The sequence below is a fragment of the Anaerobacillus sp. 63XJN7_5_ISO-PGPR-S23-430 genome (genome assembly GCF_056173695.1).
In genome coordinates, this window is the sequence record NZ_CM149686.1 from 1,619,477 (window position 1) to 1,644,672 (window position 25,196).

The 25,196-nt window shown below is 40.5% G+C and carries 26 protein-coding genes; 19 read left to right on the forward strand and 7 right to left on the reverse strand.

What is annotated here, in order from left to right; all coding sequences use genetic code 11:
- The first annotated feature begins 18 nt into the window (after positions 1–18).
- Positions 19–894: an RluA family pseudouridine synthase gene (locus tag AC0VYJ_RS08795; protein ID WP_475367477.1), complete on the forward strand. Its 876-nt coding sequence runs from the start codon at positions 19–21 to the stop codon at positions 892–894.
- On the opposite strand, the gene prpE is transcribed toward AC0VYJ_RS08795, so the two are convergent.
- Complete coding sequence (prpE, locus tag AC0VYJ_RS08800) at positions 878–1,612, reverse strand: bis(5'-nucleosyl)-tetraphosphatase PrpE (RefSeq protein ID WP_475367191.1); 735 nt, start codon at positions 1,610–1,612, stop codon at positions 878–880. The genes AC0VYJ_RS08795 and prpE overlap by 17 nt on opposite strands.
- A gap of 96 nt (positions 1,613–1,708) precedes the next feature.
- Entirely contained in the window at positions 1,709–2,893 is a 1,185-nt protein-coding gene (locus AC0VYJ_RS08805; protein WP_475367192.1) for an FtsW/RodA/SpoVE family cell cycle protein, read from the reverse strand.
- A 272-nt stretch (positions 2,894–3,165) separates the two neighbouring features.
- On the opposite strand from AC0VYJ_RS08805, the gene mgtE reads away from it, so the two are divergent.
- From mgtE to fabI, 4 genes are all read left to right on the forward strand, one after another.
- Positions 3,166–4,527, forward strand: coding sequence for a magnesium transporter (gene mgtE / locus AC0VYJ_RS08810; RefSeq protein WP_226612629.1), 1,362 nt, complete (start codon positions 3,166–3,168; stop codon positions 4,525–4,527).
- 39 nt (positions 4,528–4,566) lie between these two features.
- Entirely contained in the window at positions 4,567–6,414 is a 1,848-nt protein-coding gene (locus AC0VYJ_RS08815; protein ID WP_194221214.1) for a monovalent cation:proton antiporter family protein, read from the forward strand.
- A 117-nt stretch (positions 6,415–6,531) separates the two neighbouring features.
- Positions 6,532–6,684, forward strand: coding sequence for a hypothetical protein (locus tag AC0VYJ_RS08820; protein WP_283152335.1), 153 nt, complete (start codon positions 6,532–6,534; stop codon positions 6,682–6,684).
- 90 nt (positions 6,685–6,774) lie between these two features.
- Positions 6,775–7,551 carry an enoyl-ACP reductase FabI gene (fabI, locus tag AC0VYJ_RS08825; protein WP_194221216.1) on the forward strand — a complete coding sequence of 259 codons (777 nt, stop codon included), beginning with the start codon at positions 6,775–6,777 and terminating at the stop codon, positions 7,549–7,551.
- 33 nt (positions 7,552–7,584) lie between these two features.
- On the opposite strand, the gene AC0VYJ_RS08830 is transcribed toward fabI, so the two are convergent.
- Positions 7,585–8,118 carry a hypothetical protein gene (locus AC0VYJ_RS08830; protein ID WP_430242082.1) on the reverse strand — a complete coding sequence of 178 codons (534 nt, stop codon included), beginning with the start codon at positions 8,116–8,118 and terminating at the stop codon, positions 7,585–7,587.
- Positions 8,119–8,364: 246 nt separating this feature from the next.
- Here AC0VYJ_RS08830 and AC0VYJ_RS08835 point away from each other — a divergent pair, with 246 nt between their 5' ends.
- Positions 8,365–8,586 carry a hypothetical protein gene (locus tag AC0VYJ_RS08835; RefSeq protein ID WP_303534855.1) on the forward strand — a complete coding sequence of 74 codons (222 nt, stop codon included), beginning with the start codon at positions 8,365–8,367 and terminating at the stop codon, positions 8,584–8,586.
- A gap of 59 nt (positions 8,587–8,645) precedes the next feature.
- A complete protein-coding gene (locus AC0VYJ_RS08840) occupies positions 8,646–9,557 on the forward strand; it encodes a glycosyltransferase (protein ID WP_475367193.1) in 912 nt (303 codons plus the stop codon).
- Positions 9,558–9,569: 12 nt separating this feature from the next.
- On the opposite strand, the gene AC0VYJ_RS08845 is transcribed toward AC0VYJ_RS08840, so the two are convergent.
- Complete coding sequence (locus AC0VYJ_RS08845; RefSeq protein ID WP_430242076.1) at positions 9,570–10,634, reverse strand: glycosyltransferase family 4 protein; 1,065 nt, start codon at positions 10,632–10,634, stop codon at positions 9,570–9,572.
- Between the two features lie 90 nt (positions 10,635–10,724).
- Positions 10,725–11,141: a hypothetical protein gene (locus AC0VYJ_RS08850; protein ID WP_430242074.1), complete on the reverse strand. Its 417-nt coding sequence runs from the start codon at positions 11,139–11,141 to the stop codon at positions 10,725–10,727.
- Between the two features lie 193 nt (positions 11,142–11,334).
- Here AC0VYJ_RS08850 and wecB point away from each other — a divergent pair, with 193 nt between their 5' ends.
- Genes wecB through AC0VYJ_RS08880 form a run of 6 tightly spaced genes read left to right on the forward strand, consistent with a single transcriptional unit; the run spans position 11,335 to position 16,856 of the window.
- A complete protein-coding gene (wecB, locus tag AC0VYJ_RS08855) occupies positions 11,335–12,429 on the forward strand; it encodes a non-hydrolyzing UDP-N-acetylglucosamine 2-epimerase (protein ID WP_475367194.1) in 1,095 nt (364 codons plus the stop codon).
- Positions 12,419–13,405, forward strand: coding sequence for a polysaccharide biosynthesis protein (locus AC0VYJ_RS08860; protein WP_475367195.1), 987 nt, complete (start codon positions 12,419–12,421; stop codon positions 13,403–13,405). The genes wecB and AC0VYJ_RS08860 overlap by 11 nt, the downstream gene beginning before the upstream one ends.
- Positions 13,405–14,232, forward strand: a complete 828-nt coding sequence (locus AC0VYJ_RS08865; RefSeq protein WP_475367196.1) for a dTDP-4-dehydrorhamnose reductase family protein — start codon at positions 13,405–13,407, stop codon at positions 14,230–14,232. The genes AC0VYJ_RS08860 and AC0VYJ_RS08865 overlap by 1 nt, the downstream gene beginning before the upstream one ends.
- A complete protein-coding gene (locus AC0VYJ_RS08870) occupies positions 14,225–15,085 on the forward strand; it encodes an NAD-dependent epimerase/dehydratase family protein (RefSeq protein WP_475367197.1) in 861 nt (286 codons plus the stop codon). The genes AC0VYJ_RS08865 and AC0VYJ_RS08870 overlap by 8 nt, the downstream gene beginning before the upstream one ends.
- A gap of 17 nt (positions 15,086–15,102) precedes the next feature.
- Positions 15,103–15,819, forward strand: coding sequence for a glycosyltransferase family 2 protein (locus AC0VYJ_RS08875; RefSeq protein ID WP_430242065.1), 717 nt, complete (start codon positions 15,103–15,105; stop codon positions 15,817–15,819).
- The gene (locus tag AC0VYJ_RS08880) at positions 15,816–16,856 is read left to right on the forward strand and encodes a glycosyltransferase family 4 protein (protein ID WP_475367198.1); all 1,041 of its coding nucleotides are present in this window, start codon (positions 15,816–15,818) and stop codon (positions 16,854–16,856) included. Before AC0VYJ_RS08875 ends, AC0VYJ_RS08880 begins: the two co-directional genes overlap by 4 nt.
- A gap of 9 nt (positions 16,857–16,865) precedes the next feature.
- Here AC0VYJ_RS08880 and AC0VYJ_RS08885 read toward each other — a convergent pair whose 3' ends face one another.
- Entirely contained in the window at positions 16,866–16,997 is a 132-nt protein-coding gene (locus tag AC0VYJ_RS08885; protein ID WP_430242061.1) for a hypothetical protein, read from the reverse strand.
- Positions 16,998–17,071: 74 nt separating this feature from the next.
- On the reverse strand, positions 17,072–17,866 hold the full coding sequence (locus AC0VYJ_RS08890) for a hypothetical protein (RefSeq protein WP_430242059.1): 795 nt from the start codon (positions 17,864–17,866) through the stop codon (positions 17,072–17,074).
- A gap of 129 nt (positions 17,867–17,995) precedes the next feature.
- On the opposite strand from AC0VYJ_RS08890, the gene AC0VYJ_RS08895 reads away from it, so the two are divergent.
- From AC0VYJ_RS08895 to AC0VYJ_RS08920, 6 genes are all read left to right on the forward strand, one after another.
- Positions 17,996–19,171, forward strand: coding sequence for a BMQ_0737 family morphogenetic spore coat protein (locus tag AC0VYJ_RS08895; RefSeq protein ID WP_430242058.1), 1,176 nt, complete (start codon positions 17,996–17,998; stop codon positions 19,169–19,171).
- Positions 19,172–19,273: 102 nt separating this feature from the next.
- Positions 19,274–20,173 carry a hypothetical protein gene (locus AC0VYJ_RS08900; RefSeq protein WP_430242056.1) on the forward strand — a complete coding sequence of 300 codons (900 nt, stop codon included), beginning with the start codon at positions 19,274–19,276 and terminating at the stop codon, positions 20,171–20,173.
- 80 nt (positions 20,174–20,253) lie between these two features.
- Positions 20,254–20,475 (forward strand): hypothetical protein, encoded by a 222-nt coding sequence (locus AC0VYJ_RS08905; protein ID WP_475367199.1) that lies wholly within the window; start codon positions 20,254–20,256, stop codon positions 20,473–20,475.
- A gap of 281 nt (positions 20,476–20,756) precedes the next feature.
- Positions 20,757–21,107: a hypothetical protein gene (locus tag AC0VYJ_RS08910; protein WP_430242053.1), complete on the forward strand. Its 351-nt coding sequence runs from the start codon at positions 20,757–20,759 to the stop codon at positions 21,105–21,107.
- A 67-nt stretch (positions 21,108–21,174) separates the two neighbouring features.
- Positions 21,175–23,790, forward strand: coding sequence for a hypothetical protein (locus tag AC0VYJ_RS08915; protein ID WP_475367200.1), 2,616 nt, complete (start codon positions 21,175–21,177; stop codon positions 23,788–23,790).
- 27 nt (positions 23,791–23,817) lie between these two features.
- Positions 23,818–25,023, forward strand: a complete 1,206-nt coding sequence (locus AC0VYJ_RS08920) for a hypothetical protein (protein ID WP_475367201.1) — start codon at positions 23,818–23,820, stop codon at positions 25,021–25,023.
- The last annotated feature ends 173 nt before the right edge of the window (positions 25,024–25,196 follow it).

Below are 25,196 nucleotides of genomic sequence, written 5' to 3' on the forward strand. Positions count from 1 at the left end.
GTTTGCTTGAGCGTTAGAATGACGTGGAACGTAGAAGAGAAGGATGAAGGGATGCTGCTAAGGGAATTCCTTCTTACGGAAAAGAATTTATCAAGAAGTATGTTAACAGATATTAAATTCAATGGAGGACAACTTACGGTTAATAACATCAATCAAACCGTTAGAGCTGTCTTAAGGAAAGACGATACGGTGGAAGTCTTATTTCCAAAAGAAACTGTGAGCGAAACGATGGTAGCTAAAGAGATGGAACTTCGTATTTGTTATGAGGATGAGCACTTTTTACTTATCAATAAGCCAGCAAGCCTACCGACGATTCCATCTCGTCATTCAAAAGAATCACTCGCAGAGGGTGTTCTCTACTATTATCATTCGCATAAGCTAGATCGAACGATCCACGCTGTTAATCGTTTGGATCGAGATACATCTGGACTCGTTTTATTTGCGAAGCACCGCTATGCACATGACCTTCTTTCAAGACAGCAGAAAAACAAAGAGATGAAACGACAATACGTTGCACTTGTTCATGGAGAAGTTAAAGGAGAAGGTGAAATCGATGCGCCAATAGGGAGGAAAGAGGGGAGTATCATTGAAAGGGCCGTTCGTCCTGATGGACAACACGCATTAACGAGTTACCGCACAATAAATCATTATAAAGGATTCTCCCTTCTTGAATTATCGCTAAAAACGGGGAGAACCCATCAAATTAGAGTTCATATGTCTTATCTTGGTCATCCGCTCTTAGGGGATGATCTCTATGGTGGAACGCATGCATTAATAAATAGACAAGCGTTACATAGTGCGAAGCTTGAGTTCTATCATCCTTTCCTAGAAAAAAAACTCCGGTTTGTTTCAGAGCTTGAAGAGGATATGTTATGTCTCATTCGAAAGAAGTGAATTTCTCAGGAGCATAAGGCATTGATGATTGAACAGAAGTTGTTTTCAATTCCGGATAGCTAAGCGAAGTCAGTTTGCCTCCAAACACGCATCCTGTGTCAATGTTTATTGTATGATTCACCCATCTTGGTTCTTTCACTGGAGTGTGCCCATAAACAATAAGAGATTCTCCGTTATAATGCTTAGCCCAGTCTCTTCGAATAGGCATGCCGTTCGGATGAGACTCTCCTGAAATGTCGCCGTAGAGGACAAATGTTTTTACTTTTTTCCCAACTTGTCCGATATAATGTTCAGGTATTCCCGCATGTGCAGCAATTATTTCCCCGTCATCGAGGGATAAATAGAGTGGTGCATGTTCATAAAGAGAGATAAATTGACTTTTCACAGCCTCTTTCTCATCATTTGGGAGAGCATTTAGTTCAGCAACTGTTGTCTCCAGTCCATGTGTTTGCTGAACGTTTCGGCCGATAAAATACCGATAAAGCTTATTACAATGGTTCCCAGGGCAATAGTAAGCCTGTCCGGTGCTAACGAGTTGTGAGACTACGTCAATCACAGCAAGAGATTCTTTTCCACGATCGGTGATATCACCAGGAAAGACGAGTTTTCTGCTGTCAGGATGGACGGGAATTCCCCTTTCCCATGAATATCCGATTCGTTTGGTTAGTTCTTTCAGTTCTTTATAACATCCGTGTATATCGCTGATAATGTCTAACAATTGGCACCCTCCTATCTCATCTCTTTATCATTACCCTATTGGACGAGTATGTATCAAGGTTAAAGGCCAAATAAAAAAACCTGCCATATTGGCAGGTTATTCAAACATATACGTTTTCGTTCGAGATCGGACGTTTAATACGAGCCCGACTGCAATCATGTAGGTTAAAAGTGCACTTCCTCCATAGCTTACGAATGGTAATGGAATACCAGTTATCGGCAATATTCGAATAGTCATTCCAATGTTTTGGAATACCTGGAATGTTAGCATCCCGATAACGCCTGCGCACAAATAGCTTCCGAAGGACTCATTGCTTTCAAGGGCTGTATGAATCATTCGGTAAATTAGCATGAAGAAAATGGAGATCGTAATACTTGCTCCGATGAATCCGAATTCTTCTCCAATCACAGCAAAAATAAAGTCAGTGTGCGCTTCAGGGAAGTAAACAGTACCGTTAGCGTATCCTTTCCCTTCTAATTTACCAGAGCCGATGGCAAGGATCGCTTTCGTCGCTTGATAGCCTGCATCTGTATACTCTTCAGGAGCAAGCCAGCCATAGAAGCGAGCGAGCTGGTATTCATCAAGTAAGTAGGCTTTAAAGAAGGCCGGAAACTTAAAGAAAATAAAGACAAGAGCAGATATTCCTGCAACCCCTAGTAAACTTAAAAGAGAGAGAAGTCGCCAGCGTACGCCTGATACCAATGTAATACTAACAACAATAGCGGTAAAAACCATCGCTGTTCCGAGGTCAGGCTGGGCCATAACGATAAGAAGAGGTGCAGCTGCCACACCGAAAATTTTGGCTAATAACAAAAGGTCTGTTTGAATGGTTTTTGTTGGATTTTTTTCATGATGATTCACCGCTGTAGAAGCGATCGTAATAATTAAGAAAATTTTCATAAACTCTGATGGCTGTACACTTCCTAAACCAGGAAGCACAAACCAGCTTTTTGCCCCATTTCGAATCGGAGCAATTTGATAACTTCCAATATACTCAGGACTAACCGCAAGCAAGATTAGAAGAAGAATTCCAAATCCATAGAGATACCAGGATAATTGTTTAAAGCGATCAAAATCAATGACCAGTGTGAGCGAGAGGACAAACGCACCAACGAAATACCACGTTAGCTGTCTTCCTGCGAAGTTGAAGTTTTTTAATTCTCCAGGTAGTGACGCCTGGGCACTATAAATAGCGACAGTACTAATGCACATCAGGAGAAAGACAAAGAATAAAAGTGTGAAATCTATTTGTTGCCATGGTGTTTGATTGTCATTGTTCATGATATAATCCTTTCTAAAGAAAAGCGTTCCTTCTTTTAATCACAATTCCTATCTTATCTGAAATCCTTCCATTTGCAAATCGGTTCCTGTATTTATTTTTGACAAAATAACTACACACCGACTAAGATAGGAAGGTAATTTTACTTTATGACACTGATAAGTAGAAAAAACGTTCATCCTTAGAAAAGCTTATCGGAAATAAACGATAAATGATATAGCCATATTTGAGTATTTACGCACTTTGTTACTAAAACATCAAGGAGGTGTGCAGAGTGGCTTACCAGGAGCAAGAAACGCAAGCTTTGTACGAAGCACTTATTCATCATTTAGAACAAGAAAGAATCGATGCCTTTCGAGAATTGTTTCTAGATATTCACCCTTATGAACAGTCTCAATTCTTCTTAACCGTATCAGAACAAATCAGGCTGCTTGTGTACACCTATTTATCACCAAGAGAAATGGCCGAAATCTTTCAGAATTTTGATATTGAAGAGCAAGAAGAATACATTTCGGAGATGGAGCCAGCTTATGCAGCTAAAATGCTTGCAGAAATGTATGCCGATGACGCAGTAGACGTATTAAATGAACTAAATCCTGAACAGATTGCAAGTTACTTAACCATTATGGATGATGATGCAGCTGACGAAATTAAAGAACTTCTTCATTATGAAGAAAAAACAGCTGGTAGTATCATGACAACAGAATTTGTATCGATTCGAGCACACCAAACGGTGAAGCGAGCGATGCAAATACTGAGACGTGAAGCACCTGAAGCAGAGACGATCTACTATATATTCGTATTAGATGAACAGAAAAGGCTCGTCGGGGTTATTTCTCTTAGAGATTTAATTATTGCAGAAGAAGATACGTTAATAGAAGAGATTATGAATGAGCGGGTTGTTTCCATTTCGGTCGGTGAAGATCAGGAAGAAGCCGCTAGAATTATGAGAGATTATGATTTTCTAGCACTTCCGGTTCTCGACTTCCAAAACCATTTGCTCGGTATTATCACACACGATGATATTGTTGACGTTATTGAGGAAGAAGCTTCAGAGGACTATTCAAAGCTTGCGGCTATTTCAGATGACGGTTCGTTTGATCGTAATCCATTCTCATCAGCGAAAAAAAGGTTGCCATGGCTTATTATTCTCCTGTTTCTTGGAATGATGACAGCAAGCTTAATTGGACAGTTTGAGGTAACCCTTGATAAAGTCCCATTGCTAGCGGTATTTATTCCACTTATTGCAGGAATGGCAGGTAACACAGGAACACAAGCGCTTGCTGTTGTTGTAAGAGGTCTTGCTACTGGAGATTTTGAAGAGAATAGTAAGTGGGCGTTAATAGTAAGAGAAGCAGGAACTGGACTAATTACCGGTGCAACGTCAGGTATTCTCGTCACCATTATTATTTTCTTGTGGAAAGGAACCTTTTTACTTGGCTTATTAGTTGGTTTTTCGTTATTATTTACGTTGATTGTTGCCACTCTTGCTGGTGCGCTAGTCCCACTCTTAATGCACAAACTTAACATAGACCCTGCGGTTGCTTCAGGGCCGTTCATTACAACTATTAATGATATTATCAGTATACTTATTTATTTTGGAATGGCGACTGCATTTATGAGTCAATTAGTCTAAAGATTAATTGACAATGCAGACGTTTGAAGGAGGAAAGAAATGGAACACGGTGCATCCGTATCATCACTTGTTATCGTAGTCGTAATCGCATTTTTAATACCGTTTATCTTACACCGCTTCAGACTGAACTTTTTGCCAGTCGTAGTTGCCGAGATTATCGCCGGAATTTTCATTGGACAAAGTGGATTTAACCTTGTTCAAGGAGATACTTGGCTTGATACGCTATCAACTCTTGGTTTTATCTTCTTGATGTTCCTAAGTGGTCTTGAGATCGATTTCTCGGTTTTTGCGAGTAAAAAGAAAAAAGTAAAGCTACCAAGCGGTAAACTCGAACCGAATCGTGTTCTCGTCTCGTTTATCGTCTTTATTTTTGTATTTCTTGTATCGTACCTATTGTCTCTTCTATTCGTTGTACTTGGGTATACGGATAATGCCTTCTTTATGACGTTAATCATTTCAACCATATCGCTTGGTGTAGTGGTTCCTACGTTAAAAGACGCAAACATAATGAAGAGTAGTATCGGTCAAACGATTCTATTAATCGCCGTTATAGCTGACTTGGCTACAATGATTTTACTGGCGATCTTTGTTTCCCTGAATTCAGGGGGAGAAGGGAACATGTGGCTGCTTCTCATACTCTTTGGAGCAGGAATTTTGCTTTATTTCCTTGGGGCTTACTTCCGACATCTTTCCTTTATCGAGACGATGTCCAAGGGGACCATTCAAATTGGTACGAGAGCCGTCTTTACGTTAATTATTGTATTAGTCGGTATCTCTGAAACGGTTGGAGCGGAAAATATCTTAGGTGCCTTTCTTGCCGGTGCACTCGTTTCCTTGCTCTCACCAAATACGGAACTCGTGCAAAAGCTCGATTCATTTGGATATGGCTTTCTCATTCCTATTTTCTTCGTAATGGTTGGGGTAGAGCTAGATATCTGGTCACTTTTCCAGGATCCTAAAGTGTTAATTCTTATTCCATTACTGTTGATTGCGCTCTTTGCTTCAAAATTAGTGCCCGTTGTTGTATTGAAAAAATGGTATGATACGAAAACGGTTCTCGGTTCTGGCATGTTGCTAACATCAACGCTTTCTCTCGTTATTGCAGCAGCTGAAATCGGAGAACGAATTGATATCATTGATGATCAGCTGTCATCTGCTTTAATCTTAGTGGCGATTATGAGCTGTATTCTAGCACCAATTCTTTTCAAGAAACTAATGCCGAAGCCAGAAGAAAGCTCTCATGCGAAGAAGCTGGCGATCATCGGAGCAAACCAAATCACTTTGCCTATCTCGCTGGAACTTAATCCTGCTAATTATGAAACATCGATTTATCATACGAAGCAGGAGAAAGTGGACTCTGAGAAACAAAGCAGTCATTTTAAAGTAATTGAGCTTTCGGATTATAGCATTGATACACTAAAGAAAAGCTCTGTCTTCGATGCCGATATCCTCCTCATTTCTTCTGGAGATGATGAAACGAACTCGGATATTGCGGTATTCGCGAAAGAATATGGAACAGATCGCGTCATTGCTCGAATTGAATTAACAGAAATAGCCGATCAGCTAAGAGAGCTTAATATTGATGTATTCTCTGTTTTCTTCTCAACAAAAGCCTTGTTAAAAGCGCTCATCGAGTCTCCTGGAGTCGTTAATATCTTCACTCGTGAAGAAAATGCGCTATATCAAATTAACATGAACAATGTGGAATACAACGGTGTGCCACTGCGTAGCTTCCCATATCTCGGTGATACGATCATAGTACGTATTTTCCGAGGTAAGGATTCGATTGTCCCTCATGGTGACACTGAGCTCCGAATTGGTGATCGCTTAATTGTGACAGGAAGTAGCGATAGTGTAGAAGAAGTTCGAACGTTGCTAAGTTATTAATTTTCAGCCCCTTCTCTTAGAGAGAGGGGGTTTTTTACGTTTATATGAAGGGAGCATAAATGCGACGAACAAGGTGATACTTTTTACCATACGGTTATGAATGGAGGGTGAAGGTAAATGGATGTTGAAAGTCCGAAAGTGGTTTGTCCTGTATGTAAAGGAAGTTGTGATATGGAAGAATCTCTTACAGCTCAGTCAAATCAAAACGTCATATTTGAGTGTCCAATATGCGGTTATGAGAGACGAAATATTCAAACAAGTAAAGGTTGAAGAAATCCACATGGTGCATGTTCACTAAAGCATGTTATACTTAGGACGTGGTGCTAATAACTAATAATAAATTCGAGGAGGAGCATGGATATGAACCTGTCTCTTGAGAACCGTACATATGTTGTCATGGGCGTTGCAAACAAACGAAGCATTGCCTGGGGAATTGCGCAGGCGCTAAGCAGTGCCGGTGCTAGATTGATTTTTACTTACGCAGGTGAGCGTCTTGAGAAGAATGTTCGCGACCTTGCTGGAACGCTAGATCGTGATGATTCTATTATTTTACCGTGTGATATTACGAATGATGAAGAAATCGAAGCGACATTCGCTCAGATTAAAGAAGAAGTTGGTGTTATTCACGGACTTGCTCACTGTATCGCCTTCGCGAAAACAGAAGAATTAAAGGGCGAGTATCTTGAAACGACGCGCGAAGGTTTCTTGCTAGCGCATAACATTAGCTCATATTCACTCACAGCTGTTTCAAAAGCAGCTCGTCCACTTATGACTGAAGGAGGAAGCATCCTTACGATGACTTACCTTGGTGGCGAACGTGTTGTGAACAACTACAACGTCATGGGCGTAGCAAAAGCCTCGCTTGACGCAAGTGTGAAATACCTTGCGAACGACCTTGGAAAAGACAACATCCGTGTAAACGCGATTTCGGCTGGGCCAATCCGTACACTTGCTGCAAAAGGAATTAATGATTTCAACTCTGTAATTAAAGAGATTGAAGAGAAATCTCCGATGCGTCGTACTGTAACGAAAGAAGACGTCGGAAACACAGCGCTATTCTTAATGAGTGATCTTTCTGGTGGAATTACTGGTGAGATGATTCATGTGGATAGTGGATATAATATTATCGCGACATGATTGAAAAAACCACGACATTTGTCGTGGTTTTTTTTATGCTTGATCAGCGATTGAGATGCCACTTAATGAATTTGTATCAACAATATAAACCTGTGGAGATACGTCATTACAAGATTCATAAGTGAATTTTGCACAGTTAGTTTTATGATTATAGCTAACGAGTGTAAAAGGTGTTGGCCCTTTTATTCCTGTTTCAAGCATAACAAACCCTGCTGTACCTTTCATTTGAAGATAAACCTGTGGTCTTCTAGGAAGTAGCAATTCATGATGGTGGTGCGCTAGTTCTTTCAAGAGAGAAGAGATGCAATCGTGTTCTTTCTTATCATGCTTTTCCTCACACTTTGAATGGTGTTCCTCTTTTTCACACTTGCAATTACAGTGTACTTCTAATTTCCATTCTCCATCATGCTTCGTCCATTTTGAATGATGGTCGTCCTTATCGCATTTGCATTTACGCTGCTTATCTTCGTCTTTCTTATCGCACTTTGAATCATGCTTACGATCCCACTTAGAATCGTAATATTTTTTACTCTTTGGACAGAATTCATCTGAGAATAAAGTACTCAATTAATCGACATCCTTTCTAAACATATTTACCCGATACTGAAAAGGTCAGGTCTACTATAATGTATTAAAGAAGGTACAAGTTGCACCGGATATTCAACCATTTATTAGAAATTAGGTGCAACGCTAGATAGAATTCGTCCAATTTTCTTTAGATTGAGCATATTGTCCATACAAGCTTGTATTGCTTTCATATGATTAATAGAACGGGAGTGGTACTACCGAAATAATAAAAAAAGGATGGATGATATGTTACGACTTAAAGGACTTTTGTGCCAGATGAAGGCAAGCAATACTACAATTGACTACGTTTATACATTTAACACTCAAGAAGAATTAGGGGATCCTTATCTTAGTGGGGTTACAGTACAAGAAGTAGGGCATGACTTCGTTATTTTTAATCAAGTGGGATCAGGCGGATTTGGAACACTTGTAATGCCAATTGATAAAATAGTATGTATCGAATACTAATAGGTATTTAAAAAAGGTTTCAGATTTTGAAACCTTTTTTTGAATAGGAGTGGAACTAGTTGAAGAGAATATCGATTCTTTTTATAACAAATGATGTTTCACATTATATAGAAAAAAGTACTTCGTATTTAATTGCAGAATTACAAAAACAATCTGCTCTCACGATTTGGCATAGTCATGGCGACATTCAATCGATTCTTTCCATGTTAAGAGTGAAGCCAGATTTTATTTTAATGAATGATTTTCATCCTACTTATGGCCGTTACATTACAGGATTAGAGAATACCGATATTCCGATCGGTATCATGATGCATGATTTGCATTACAAAGTTGCCTCACGTAAAAGAATGATGAAACGTGTTCAACCATCAGTTATCTTTACTCATTACCGAGACGCATTCATGGAATCATTTCAAGAGTTTCAAAGCGAAATGGTTTGGTTTCCACACCATGTACCAGAGGTTATTTATCATGACTATCAACTTAACAAAGATATTAATATTTTGATGATGGGATCGATGATATCGAAGCTATACCCATTTCGAAATCAAATGTACGACCACTTAAATAAAAAGAAGGGGTTTAAGTACCATTCTCATCCTGGCTATGACAAGGAGATCGATTCTGGAGTAGTAGGAGAAGTATATGCCCGCGAATTAAACCGTGCTAAACTGTTTCTGACTTGCAATTCCATTTATCACTATCCATTACTTAAATATGTTGAAACGCTCGCTTGCAATACGCTACTTCTTGCTCCAGTAACTAAAGAACTAGAAGATTTAGGATTCAAGAATGAAGAAACCTTTGTGGCAATTGATAACAGCAATTTCTCTGAGAAAGTAAATTATTATTTAGTGAACGAGACAGAAAGACGGCACATCTCTCAGAAAGGCTTTGAAATGGTGAGAGAACGGCACCTAACCTCGATAAGGGTCGAAGAAATGATTAAGCACATTCATAACGTTATATGAATGTGCTATTTTTTATGAGTTTTTCATCATATCAATAAATCGAGAAGCGTATTTTTTTGGATCCAAGTTGTAAGCGATGTGATTCTTAGCTTGAAGTATAAGGGCGTTTCTTAACGTTTTATTTGTCAAAAGGTCTATACCTTCATTGACAGCATCACTCATATCGGAGAGGTCAATAAGTTTACCTGATTGATTATGAAGGACAAAGCTTCTTACACCATCTGAATCTGTCGTTACGACTGGACAGTGACAACTGATCGCTTCAACTAATGCATAACCAAAGCCTTCCACTAACGAAGTAGAGCATAAAAATCCACCTGAATCACCGATCATGGAAAAATACTTGGCCATTTCTACATTAGGCACATTGGAGTAACAAGTGATAATTTCATTCAGTCCAAGTTCACAGCATAAAGTCTCAAATGCTTCCTTTTCGCTCGTAAACGCCAATGTAGGATCATGAAACATCCATATAACTAAATTAGGTTGTCGTTTTCGTAGTTCAAAAACGTATTCCAGGAAACCACGCCAATTTTTATTGGACTCCAACCGACCCACCCATCCGATAATGGGAGCAGAAGAAATCGATGGCGAGTTAATATATTTAAACCGATCTGTATCAAAACAATTATGGAAAGAATAAACAGGGAAATTCGGAATATATTTTTCCACTAATGAAGCAAGGTGAGGCGTGCGAGGATAAAAAATTGCATCAGCATAGGTCGTCACATGACGATGGGCTCGCTGCATCCACCATTCAGCTTCTGGCATGGTTCCGAGGCCCTGTATTTCATAAATCAACTTCCCCTCATATCCGAGAGTTCGAATACGCTTAAGAAATAAATGATCGGAGCATACCATAATGAGCGTATAATTATTTTTTTCGATTAATGCTTGGATCTCTTGATCATTATTCGTCACATAAACAGGTATATCACGAATATTGGCATAGCCGCTTCCTTGTTGCATATACAGAAGTTCGCATGAGACGCCTGCCTCTTTAAGGGCAAGACATCTTTCTCGATTTAATGTTTCAACACCACCACTCGGTAAATAATAGACAAAAAGAACTTTCATCGTTAGCCTCCCATCCTGCTTTTATTACATTATGCATGAAGGAAAAAATATCGAATAAAAAACGAGACCAATTTCGGTCTCGTTTTCTCATTACCCAAACGAAATTCCAGTAAGGGTTATGGGTCCAACTGCATTGGCGCTATCAAGAATAATAAGGCTTTGATCTAACTCTGCTCGTAGAGAGTAGTCATAATAACCGCCTGGGGGATTATTGTCGACAGCAGTGAAAGATATTGTTTGATAATCTGCTACGCTCACATCAATAGAAACACGTGTACTGAAAATAACCATAGAGTTTCTGTAGATTGTAACAAGTATTGTTGGATTTAAAGCAGTCGCTCTAACCCCGATAGTCGCATTAAGTTCAACTTCGCTTACTTGATTGGGAACGTATAGTCCGAAACTAGCTAGCGTTACACGAGAAGGAGAGCGTGGAATGTTTCGAACAATTGAATTGCTAAAAGCTGTTGGAACGCTTTTGTTATAATCAAAAATTTGCTTAGGCATAAGTGACCTCCTCCCTTATCAGGATAGCTTATCCTATGCGGACTAACGAGGGAGGGAATAGACAGGCCTCCCCCTTTTAGAAAAAAAGGGCATTATAAAGTAGTTTTTCAAAATTAGGAGATTGTCCATTGCGGGTTACCGTTTCATACATAAGTTAATTAGTGTAAAAAAAGTGTAAGAAATGAGGGCCGACATGAAGGTTGCGACAATACTGGGCACACGACCAGAAATTATTAGATTAAGTTTGATCATCGATAAACTCGATCAATTAGCTGATGAACACATCCTCATCCATACAGGACAGAATTCAGCACCTTCTCTCCGAGATGTGTTTTTTAAAGAAATGGGCATTCGATCACCAGATTACATGCTTTCAAATACAGCTTCTTCATTAGGAGAGCAGCTATCTTTCATGTTCATGAAGGTAGAGCAAATTCTCCTCACACATCAACCAGATCGTATTTTAATTCTGGGAGACACGAATTCAGCTTTATGTGCTGTGCTGGCGGAGCGTTTAAACATTCCTGTCACACATATGGAAGCTGGAAATCGCTGTTTTGATCTTGAAGTACCTGAAGAGAAAAATCGTAAAGTGATCGATGCTGTATCTAGCTATAATTTGCCCTACACTCCTCAAAGTAGAGAAAATCTATTAAGAGAAGGGTTTCCATCAAACAGAATTTACGTTACTGGTAATCCTATTCTTGAGGTACTAACGCACTACGAATCATCGATTCAACAAAGTGACATTTTACGTTCGCTGAAGCTAGAAGAAAAAGACTATTTTCTAGTGACGATTCATCGAGCTGAGAATGTAGATCATCCGAAGAAATTGAAAGAAATTTTCGATGGGTTAACCCTCATTGCGATGGAATATAAGAAGAGAATTATTTGCAGTATTCATCCAAGAACCAAATCAAAGTTAACGGCAGAATATGCTGATAGCTTGGACTCGCTTATTGAACTGCACGAGCCGTTTGGATTTATTGACTTTGTGAGACTTGAGAAGTCAGCGTTCTGCGTTCTAACAGATAGCGGAACAGTGCAAGAGGAATGTTGTTTGTTCCGGGTACCAGCTGTTACAGTTCGATCCACAACTGAACGTCCTGAGACGATCGCATGTGGAAGCAATATGATCTCAGGCATTGATGCTGCGAGTATAAAACGAGCTGTTGACGTAATGCTTTATCATCAACCAAATTGGATGATTCCAACTGGTTATGAGGATTTAAATGTATCAGACCGAGTAGTGAAATTTATTTTAGGAGGAATACAAATTGTTCCGTGATCAAACGATACTGGTAACAGGAGGAACTGGATCCTGGGGCCATGAGTTAATAAAACAGCTGTTGCAAAAATCGCCAAAAGAAATTCGTGTTTTATCGAGAAATGAAACGAGCCAGGTTGAAATGAAGAGGGAATTTCATCAAGACCCACGACTAACATTTCTAATCGGAGATATTAAAGAAAGAGAAGGTTTATTAGAAGCTGGAAAGGGCGTTGATTATTTATTCCATCTTGCTGCATTGAAGCACGTGCCTGTCTGTGAAGACCAACCGATTGAGGCTTTAAATACAAATGTTATCGGCACACAAAATGTGATTAAAACGGCGATCGAGAATAATGTGAAGAAAGTTGTTTACATTTCGACAGACAAAGCTGCAAATCCATCTAATTTCTACGGGTTTTCAAAGGCAATGGGTGAGCGGTTGATCATTCATGCGAACACGCTCAAGTCGAATACTACCTTTGTATGCGTGAGAGGTGGAAACGTCCTTGGAACAAACGGAAGCGTCATTCATGTTTTTAAAAATCAAATTCAAAACAAAGCTGAAATCGGCATTACTCATCCAGAAATGACGCGTTTTTTCTTAACGATTGAAGACGCCATTAAACTACTATTCAAAGCCACGTATGAAAGTAGAGGCGGCGAGATTTTTGTTATGAAGATGCCAACTTGTAAAATCATAGATCTTGCGGAAGTTCTCATCGAGGCATCGGGCGTCCAGAACGTAAAAATACGTGAACAGGGGATAAGACCAGGAGAGAAGCTTCATGAAATTCTTTTCTCGGAATATGAAAGTCAATCAACAGTATACTACGACAAAGAGTACTTCGTTATTTTGCCTGCAATCAAAATTACTGGTCTGAATGAGAGATATGCGAACTTCCAGCCTGTTACTCTAAAAAACTATAACTCTGGTGAAGACGTTATGACGAAAGCAGAAATCAAAGCCATGCTTATTAAAGGTGGGTTCATCTAATGAAGCTGCTAGTACTTGGAGGAAAAGGAATGGCAGGTCATGTTCTGACTGCCTATTTCAAAAAAAAGTATAAAGACGTTTATTTCACTTCAAGAGATGCTAGTGATCCAAACGGATATGTGTTAGATGTTCTTGATACCGTGCAATTAGAGTCGGTCATCGATGAGGTCCAGCCGGATGTTGTGATAAATGCGATTGGCGTGTTGAATGAGTCTGCAGAACAAAATGAGCAACTTGCTTTTCAGGTTAATGCATTACTGCCACATCAACTTGTGAAATTAATGAACCGTAGAAAAGGTAAAGTTGTTCATATAAGTTCAGATTGTGTCTTTAAAGGAGATAAAGGCAACTATACAGAATCAGATCAGCCTGATGGAATCACGGTTTATGCCAAATCGAAGGCGCTCGGAGAAGTAACGGAATTCCCTCATTTTACAGTCCGAACTTCCATTGTAGGACCTGAACTAAAGGGAAATGGGATTGGTCTCTTACAATGGTTTCTCAAACAGAAAGGTGAAATAAAAGGGTTTGATCAGGCGTTCTGGAATGGGGTTACGACATTAGAGCTTGCGAAAGCGATCGACTCTTTAATCCAACAAGAAACGACAGGGCTATACCATCTGCATGCACCTGAGACAGTTTCGAAATTTGAGCTACTTACTCTTTTTAAAGAAGTATTTCAAAAGGAAGATGTAACAATTGTCCCTTCTAGCGAATTAAAGTTAGATCGAACGATTGTTCATACTCGTACTGATGCTTTTTACGACGTACAACCTTACCGAGCTATGCTTCAGGAGTTAAAAGCATGGATGAAGGATTATGCCTAAACAAACGGTTCTTGTTACAGGGGCAACTGGTTTTACAGGGGCTCATGCCATTAAGAAATTAAAGCAGGACTATCATGTTATTGGAATATCCCGCAGTGCAAATCCTAAAATGCTTCGTGTAGATCTTAGCGATCAGTATGCTGTAAATGAAATGATGGCCAAAACAATGCCCGATATGATTCTTCACTTAGCAGGACAAAACCATGTCCAACAGTCCTGGGAAGAACCAGTCTCTACTTTTGAAACGAACGTGCTCGCTACGCTTTATCTTTTGGAGGCAGCTAGAAAACACGTGCCAAACTGTCGGATTGTCATTGTTGGATCTGCTCTTCAAGCAGAAAAAGCGTATCCTCACCCATATAGTTTTAGTAAATCACTCCAGGCCAACTTAGCGAAAGCCTGGGGAGATTTATATGGGATGCAAACAATCTTAGCTGTTCCATGTAACTTAATCGGTCCCGGTCCATCTACTGGTGTTTGTTCAGCGATTGCAAGACAGCTAATTAACGAAGAGAATCGGGATAAAGATAAAGAAATACAATTATCTAATGCCTTTGCTACGCGAGATTACCTTGATGTGAGAGACGCAGTGAGAGCATATCAAGTGCTTCTAGAGTATGGTGAAGTAGGCATAGCTTACGAGATTGGAAGTGGGTGTTATCGAACCCTTGAAGAAGTTATCGCTGAATTTCAAAAGCTAATACCATACCCTATAAACGCCTCATATCTAGAACGCAAGAAGGAACAGGCATCATTGAACTCATCTAACAAGATGAACAAACTTGGTTGGAAGCCAACTATCTCATTTGAGAAATCTCTTAGGGATATGATGGAGTATGTCAAAAAATCTTAAAAGAAAAGAGGGAGAGTATGAAGAAAGTATCAATCATTATCCCCTTTTATAACTGTGAATATATTGATGCAGCGATTGAAAGTGCGTTGGCCCAGACGTATAAGAACATTGAAGTGATCGTGATTAATGATGGTTCAACGCTCTATACAGAGAAAATTAAACCTTACTACGGACGAATTCGCTATATTGAACAGGGAAATAAAGGGACAGCAGGGGCGTTAAATACGGGAATTGCTAATGCAACAGGTGATTATTTTACATGGCTCAGTGCTGACGATTTCTATTTACCACATAAAGTAGAACGGCAAGTAAATGATTTAGAAGCATCCGATCGCGTGATAGGTTATTCATCCTATGTTTTGATGAATGAATATGGAGAAGTAACAAGCGGATCAGTGGGGGTTTCTTTCCGGGATCGATTTGCATTTTTGCATCATTTAAGAAAAGGTTGTGCCATTAACGGCTGTACAGTTATGGTCCAAATGGATGTGTTGCGAAAGTTAAATGGATTTGATGAAACATTACGTTTTACACATGACTATGATTTATGGGCCCGTATTGCAAAGGATCATGCCTTTTCTTATATAGACGAATGTCTTGTTCAATACCGGGTGCATAGTGAGATGGGAACACAACGACACAGTGAAGCCATTCGAACAGAACTTCGTCATGTGAAAAAGAAAGTTAGAATGCTCCTTCAAGAAGCGTATCTGAAAGAGCGTATGCAATTATGAAATTCACCTTCCCAATCATTACTCTATGTAAAGGCGGCGCACAAAGAATGCTGGCTGAAATGACGAATGGTCTCGTAGACCGTGGCCATGAAGTCATCATTCTGATGCCAAAAACCGGTGTGATTGAATATCCAATAAAATCAACTGTCAAACGAACGACAGAGCTATACGGGATACCAGAATCTTCTTATCCGAAAGCAGATGTTATTGTATCGAACTATTATACGCTTATTGAGGACGCCGAAAACGCTAGTAGGAACAAGAAAGGTATTCACATAAGAATAAGTCTGTGTTATGAACCAACCTTTTTACCTGAACAAGAATTATCCTTCCCAAGTTATCATGTAACGCCAAACCTCATTGTATTATCGAAATGGCAGCAAGACCTGATTCGATTAAATCATGGCATTACTGGCTCAATCGTACCTGTAGGAATTAGTGACCAATTTTATAATATGGGTACACGGTTATTAAATAAAGTCCCTAATCTTACAGCGATACTAAGAAGGCCTGAAGGAGGTCATTCCTGGCATCGTGAGCAAAATTACCTATTGGAGCAACTGGCTATTGTTCAAAAGTCATACCCCAACGCCAAATACACATTGATTAGTCCACCTAATGAGTTGGCTGCTTCTAAAGCGCTTCAAATGATTAAAGCATCAGGGAAATATCGCTATCTCACACCGGCTGATGATCGAGAGTTGGCTTATCATTACAATGAAGCAGACATATTTGTCAATTCTTCTACGTATGATACGGCTTCACTTCCTGGACTTGAAGCCATGAAGTGTGGAGCTGCACTCGTCACAACGTATAACGGAGGTAATTTAGATTATTGCAAACACGGCGTGAATTCCCTGCTTTCTTACCGCTATGAAAATCGACTAGCAGAAGACGTTATGACACTACTAAGCCAACCAAATCTAAGAAAAGAGATCGCATTAAATGGAGAGAAAGAAACAGAGAAATGGACGTGGAAGCGAAGCGTCGACGCCTTTTTGAATGCTGTTCACTCCATAATAAAAACGACCGGATAATCCGGTCGTTTACTGTGTATTTGGCTTCCAATTCGTTTTGCCACATGTGCGGCATCCTTTTATTTGAGTAGGCCGCGACTTTCTTGTTCTTCTTGTACGCTTCACTTTTTTATATAATTCTTGAATATCTGCTTTCTTCATCTTTCTCCTCCTGACAGGCTTTTCTATACCTTTGTACATCTTATTCTGTTAGGAAGAGTAAGGTGTGAAGTTGATTACTTCTTCTGATGAAATGGGTTAATGACTGATGTTTTCCGCTGTTTATGATTAAACTTAAATGGATCAAAAGGAGATGGTTCAAAAAGTGTACTGGACTGAGAAAAAGGGTTGATTGGCTGATGATTTTGATTTAGAGAAGTCGTTTGCTGCTCTGTTTTTTGTTGAGGAACGATCGCATCAGGAACATCTGGCCACTCAGACGGAGGGTGATCCGTTTTTTGATGTGATGCAAGCGTTGGATTCACTTCTTCTAAAACGTTTGTAACTAATCTTTCATACATACCGATTGAAATGTGATGGACCGGCTTGAAATAGGGTTTCATAAAATACTGAATGATCATATAGGAAATCCATTCAATTGCAGTATAATGATCATCTTCTTTAATAAAGCAAGTCATTGTGGATCCATTGAAAGGAAGCCAGGCATTTTTGTGAATTCTTTTTTGTAAATCAAGGCTCTTATAGTCGAGTGCTTTCGGGCGTACTTTTTTGTTCCCGATCAAAATGGATAGTGGAGAAGCGAGGTGTGAGGCTACATCCATTGTGATCGATAGGTCACTGTTTTCTTCCATATGTGTAGCATCGATTCCCGTATGCCTTACTAACTCCATAAGGGAATAAGCATAGTGGCTCCACTCGGAAGTGAGATGCAGCTTCTTCCCTTCTAAAGGCATCGTAAGAACATTGTCGTTCATCTGCAGCCCCCAGTATGGGAGAAGTAATAATAGCGCATTTAATTCTTCGCTTGAGAGCTTACAAATCACTTTATCTTTCCAGATGAGATTTATCAAAAAATCTTCTCCTTTCTTCTCCATGAGAAACGCATATGAAATTTGGGCAGCTCCTTCTGTTGCATTTCTGTGCTAATTCCATAGTATGTAGTGAATCAACCTATCATGTGAAAGAAAGGAAGGAACGATATGGGTCACAAACAACATAAGCAACGCACCGTTCCTACAGCTACAAATAGCCTACAGGATGAGTGCATTCGCGTTCAAAAAGTATACGATTGGGTAACCGATCAGCTTTCTGTAAAGAAGAAAATCAAATTTACAGATCATGAGCTTAAAAAGATCGAATGTGCTATGGAAGATCCAAGCCGCCGTCCCCTTCGTATTGTATGTAAAACACCAGAAGCACCTCCTTTGTTCCCACTCTCAGGCAGCGAGCATACAGAAGATGACTTTTTCTGTGAACAAATTGGAGAAAAACGGGATGTTAGCGTAGCAATTCCTGGTGGGGGATTTGCAGATGCTCAACTCGTTGACCTTTTATTTACAACTGATGTAAAGGTGAAGGTTGTCGACCGACATGGCGATTTAGTAACAGAGGTCGATTGCAACGCATCTGTTCTTGAATCATTTGTGCTATGCTTCCCGAATGGAACAGATCTCTTCTGTCGAATCACTAAAATTGTATGCCGCATTCCTTCAGGAACTGTATTATTAAACTGTCCTGCACCATCTTCATTTGATCTAGAAGTTATTTTCTGTGTAGACATTCAAGTAGAAGCTGAAGTGAAACTAGAGGTTCTTGCGAAGTTCTGTTCACCTCGTGATAATGATCTAATTGCACCTGACTTGATCGATGAGTGTCCTCCAATTGAATTCCCGGAACAGTGTCCAGACATCTTCCCTCGTCCAAATTGTGATTGCTCACTAAGTGGGGAAGCGAGTGGAGAAATAGACTGTGATGATGATTCTGGTAAAGCAACATTGCTTGTAAACATTTGTGATAATTGTAGTCTTACTGGAAGCTCTATGAAACTTAATTTCCATGACACAGACTCAAGCGATGGAAAGAACGATTTTACATTCACTGCAACGAGTTTTGATCAAGATACTCTTAAGTGCGAAGAATGTGGAGATGGTTTGAAGTTCATCGTTGAAGGTAGCGGTGTAACGGATCGCGGTCGTACGTTTGACTTTAAACTTGCTGTAGTTGACGCAGACGACGATCAGTGGTTTGAAGTGCATTTATTAAACCGTAGAGGAAAAGTTGTCTTTAATACAGGAACTGTGGAAGTTGAAGAAGGCGATCTTACCGTTGATGATTGCATCACATTTGATGATATTAAATACAAGAAACAGTCATAAATCAGTAGTGCAGGAGATCATATCCTGCACTTTTTTGTTATGAAAAGAGACCTATCACTCATACATATAGAATGTAGCGCTGGTTAGAGAGGGGGAGGTTCCATGCAGGGTGAAAAATTGAGTTATTCTCGTCTCATTTCACGTACGAAATATTTTCAAGAAAAATCGCTGGAACTTGAGAAGGAACTTATTTTTGCGAACGATCAATTAGCTTCGCTTGAGAAGCAAATCGAGTTAAGTAAGGAGCAGGAGAAAACGATCGCTCATTTGCAGGAAGAGTTAAATTTATTAGAAAAAGAGCTTGAAAACCAGGCAAAAGAGCATGTGCTTATTAAGGAAGAAGTAGAAGAGAAGAAAAGTATTGGGCAAGATGATGTAAGGATACAAGGATATGAAAACCTTCTTGCAGAGATGCAAATAGAGATCAATGAAAAAGACAAGCGGCTTCAGCATTATCAAGGAAAAGTGAAAAACCTTGAGAAGCGGGCGCAGTATCAAAAGAACGAAGAAGTATCAGAGTCAGTCAAGGAAACAGATGAAATAGCTGAGACTTACGCTGTGAGCTACTTCAATACTTCTATAATTATTAGCGATAAACAGACGGTTATGATTCGTGGAGATTTACAAATTGAAAATTGTGGAACAACGAAATTGCGTAATCCTCTTGTTTGCTTTCGCTTTTTGCCGAGAGAAGCAGCTACCTTAAAAGGGCGTATTTATTCCATTGATGATGTAGAAACAAAAGGTGTTGATGCAAGCGATCGAATTCAGTGGGTATTTCCTGATCATGATTGGTTAGAGAAATCAAAAGAGAAGGGGGAAATTTGGGTTTCTCCGTTACACCCAGTGATATTGAAGCCTGGAGATAAGATCGGGATCGAAAGTTTTCAAATTCCAATTAAATCTGAATTTAAAGAGCCTGTTATTATTGAAGGATTTGTTTATTTTCAAAAAGAGAATTATAAAATAAAAGTTTCAAATCAAATAGCCTTGAGCTACTAATATAGATGGCGCCCATACCCACTATCCTCCTTTTGCATAGGATAATGTGAAGTAAGAGGATAAGAGGGGGAGGATTTAGAATGTCTGAGAAAAAGAGAAAACCGCAAGTCATTCACGTTGATAAACTGATCGTTAAAGCTAATGAAGTTATTATCCGCAATGACCGTGAACATAAACGATATGAAGATATAGAAGAAAATAGAGAAAACAAGCGAGACCCTTGGGGATTTTTTGGATCGAATGATGAGGAGAAAAGGGAAGAAGCAGAAGATACGAACAAAGGTGGCTTTAATTGGTTCTAAGAGCAGAATATTCTGCTCTTTTTTTGTTGTGAAATCATTCAATATTTTATTACATAATATGGTCGATGGTTTAAGTGTGATATGTGTATGTATTAGAAGTAAAGGGGTGTTCCGCTAATTTTTCTCATATTAGAAAGAGATCATCATATATTGTTTAAGATGCAACTTAGTAATGACAGACCTTCCAAAAATGACGCGGGGATTTTCACTTCAGATAGGGTCATCTGGATCAAGTGAGGTGATTAAGTCGCTTGAAGTGAATAGGGTAAGGAGGAGAGAAGTTGCTTATTTTGACGACTGGGCCAATTGAAAATAAACCTACTAATGGTATCAGGACAACGCAACAGGTGACAATCAAGATTTCGAATCGTAGTCCTATCAATACCTCTACAGTAGAAATAGTGGGGAAGCAACTAAACGGAACTCAGACGGTGTATGTCTTAGAACTAATAACTATTCCTGTGAATGGTGTCGTTTCAAAGACTTATTTTGCAGATCTTGATGGTTATCAATTTTCGTTTAATATCACTGGCCTTGCAATGGCGCAAACAGGAATATCTGTTTGGGGAAAGTCGAACGGCACATTGCAACCTGCACATAGACTTGTTCTATCTGAATTGAAAGTAGATTAAATAGCGGAATTTTACTTTCCTTAACAAACGGTTGAAGTGAAGCTTTTAATGGGAAAAGGGGGGTAAAATGCCAATATTATACACTGGGCCAATCGAAAACGCTCCAGTAAATGGTGTCAGAGCAACACAACAGTTTTCAGCGAAAATAACAAATCGAAGTTCAACGTTGAACGGAACTGTCTATATCGAAGGATATATATTAAGTAACACCAGAACTTTATATGTTCAAGAATTGTTCAGTATTGCACCGAATCAAGTTATAACTAAGACTTTTGCGGCTAATTTTGATGCATTTGAGTTTAATTTCACTACGGGTGGGGCCGCTGAAAAAAATATTGAAGTATCTGCCTGGGGTAAAAACGCTGCAGGTCAATTGGTCACGGCCCATCGTTTGGTTTCTTCTGAATTGATAGGTGCCCAATTGAGTGGAGCCACTGGAGCGACCGGGGCAACCGGAGCAACCGGAGAAACGGGAGAAACCGGAGCAACAGGTGCCACGGGAGCAACCGGAGCAACCGGTGAAACAGGAGCAACGGGAGAAACCGGAGCAACAGGAGAAATGGGAGCAACTGGTGAAACAGGAGCCACGGGAGAAACAGGAGCCACGGGAGAAACCGGAGCAACAGGAGAAACCGGTGAAACCGGAGCAACAGGAGAAACCGGAGCAACAGGAGAAACCGGTGAAACAGGAGCAACCGGAGAAACAGGAGCCACGGGAGCAACAGGAGCAACGGGAGCAACGGGAGAAACAGGTGCAACAGGAGAAACCGGTGAAACCGGAGCAACAGGAGAAACCGGAGCAACAGGAGAAACCGGTGAAACAGGAGCAACCGGAGAAACAGGAGCCACGGGAGCAACCGGAGCAACGGGTGCAACCGGAGTCACGGGAGCAACGGGAGAAACAGGAGCCACGGGAGAAACGGGAGCAACCGGTGAAACCGGAGCCACGGGAGAAACAGGTGCAACGGGAGCATCCGGAGCAACGGGAGCAACGGGAGAAACAGGTGCAACAGGAGAAACCGGTGAAACCGGAGCAACAGGAGAAGCCGGAGCAACAGGAGAAACCGGTGAAACAGGAGCAACCGGAGAAACAGGAGCAACTGGTGAAACAGGAGCAACGGGAGAAACAGGAGCAACGGGAGCAACCGGAGAAACCGGAGAAACAGGAGCAACAGGAGAAACAGGAGCAACCGGAGAAACCGGTGAAACAGGAGCAGCCGGAGCAACAGGAGCCACGGGAGAAACGGGAGCAACCGGTGAAACCGGAGCCACGGGAGAAACAGGTGCAACGGGAGCATCCGGAGCCACCGGGGCAACAGGTGGAACCGGAGCCACGGGAGAAACAGGAGCAACCGGAGCAACGGGTGCAACCGGAGTCACGGGAGAAACAGGAGAAACAGGAGAAACAGGAGAAACAGGTGCAACCGGAGCAACGGGTGCAACAGGTGAAACAGGTGCAACCGGTCCTACTGGAACTATAGATCCAGATGTAACAATTGCAAATGTAGGTCCAAATGTCAGTTCACAATTTAGTGAATTAAGAACGGCTGCCAAAACGCCTATTATTGAATTGACTTCCGTCTACGGTCTATCTGATTTACGAGATATTGTTTCAACTACTGGTAGTGCAACCGTTTCAAGCAATGATACTGAGTTTGTTTTAACGACTACAGCCAGCGGAGTTGATTCAGCAATATTGTCTAGTGCGGAAAAAGGTAGGTATCAATCTGGCTACTCTGGAGAGGCAGGTATTGGTGTCCGTCTTCCTGATCTGCCAACAGGCACTCAAGTTGTAAGGTGGGGATTGTTTGATGATGAAAATGGTGTTTTCTTCGGAGTGGATGATACTTCATCGTTTGTAGGAATTAGGAGAGGCGGTGTAGATACGGTTATTCCGCAAGCTTCTTGGAATGTCGATCCACTCGATGGAACAGGTCCAAGTGGAACGACCTTAGATTTATCCAAAGGTAATATATTTCAAATAGATTTCACGTGGTATGGCTATGGTGTCATTGAGTTTCGAGTTGTCATTCCAAACCTAACTACTCTTGCACAAGAAGTTATAACCGTTAATCGTTATGCTCCAAGTGGAGAAACGAGTCTTGCTGATCCTAACTTACCTTTACGAGCCGAGATTAATAATGATGGAACTGCAAGTGCGCTGCAGGTATTTGTTGGAGGCAGGCAGTATTCAATTATAGGGAACTACAACCCGACATTTAGAATCACATCTGAACGACGAACGATCACAGCAACAACAACATTAACACCCGTTATTTCTTTTCAACGTAAGACTGAATTTCCAGCAGGGTCAGGTAGGCCTAACTCAGTAAGTGTAACACTAGAGGGGATTGACCTAGTAACAAGTGATGATATTTATTATCAAGTCTTACTCGGTGGAACGCTGAATGGCTCCTTTGTCACCTTTCCAACTGTAACGACGAATATTCCAAACTCTGAAACGGCATTACTTGTAAATACTACATCCACTACATTAACAGGCGGGCAGGTACTCTTACAGGGTCTTGCAGCAGCTTCTACCCAGGGGAACAATCGAGTGCTGGCATCTGCATCCTTGTTGGATTTCGAACTCCCTGATACCGCATTTGTGACACTAGCCGTTGCAACATTTACAGGAAGTGGTTCCGTAGTTGCCACGTTCAGAGTAACTGAAGAATGGTGAGGACTTGCAGAGAATGGAGGGTTGATTTTGGCGGATATAAACATTACTAATATTGGCCCAAATGTTAGTTCACAATTTGATGAGCTTCGAACTGCTGAAAGGACGCCAATCGTAGAATTGACATCCGTTTATGGTGTTTCTTCTATAAGAGATATTGTGACTACGACTGGCGGAGGAACCGTTACAAATGATGCAACTGAATATAGCGTTAGTACTTCTACAGGCGGCACTGACGCGGCTACACTGGATAGTGCATTAAGAGGAAGGTATGAACCCGGGTATGCTGGTGAGGCGGGGATAGGAATCCGTCTTCCCAGTCTTCCAACAGGTACACAAGTTACAAGGTGGGGGTTGTTTGATGATCAGAACGGGGGTTACTTTGGTCGGAATGCAACAGATACCTTTGTAGCTGTTAGAAGAGGTGGTGTCGATACGGTTATTAATCAATCTTCCTGGAATGTGGATCCGTTAGATGGAAGCGGTCCTAGTGGAGCAACTCTTTCGCTAAGTAAAGGGAACATCTTTCAAATTCTTTTTACATGGTATGGATATGGAGTTATTGAATTTAGAGTCGTATTGCCAAATCCCACTACTCTTGCACAAGAAGTTATTACGGTTCACAGATACTCTCCAACCGGAGAAACAAGTTTTGTTGATCCCAATCTTCCACTAAGAGCGCAGGTCGATAACGATGGTACTGCATCAGCACTTTCCGTTTTTGTAGGTGGGAGACAATACGGGATTGTGGGGAGATATAATCCAATATACAGGGTTACATCTGAGAGAAGGACGGTTAGTGGAATTGGAGCAACGTTAACACCTCTCATTTCATTTAGGAGAAAATCAGTGTTTCCAGCAGGATCAGGAAGAGCTAATTCTGTTCAAATTAGTCTGGAAGGAATTCAGGTTATTTCTTCTTTAGATGTTGCTTATCAGGTCTTAATAGGCGGCACAATTAACGGTTCATTTGGGAATTTCCCTACGGCTAATACGAATATACCAAATACCGAGACGGCTTTAGAGGTGAATAATTCGGCCACAACATATACACCGGGGGAAGTAGTGTTTCAAGGAGCAACTTCAGGTGGTTCTAGAGTTAGCAGAGTAGTAGGTATGGATGAATTAATAGATTTCACTCTCCCAACGAATGAAATTGTTACGCTAGCGGCAGTGAATTTGGAGGGAGGTACAGCGACAGTAACGGCTACATTTTTACTAACTGAAAGTTGGTGAAGCTAAAAATAACAGCTCTCTAATACTTGAATAAACTTTCTAAAACGGGTACTCCCCTGATTATGTTTAAATCATTATAGCATCCTCTTGTAACCATGGGAGTCCCGTTATTTATAAAAGACCAACTATACCACCATTGAAATAAGTGAATAGATCTATTTATTAGGAGGAAT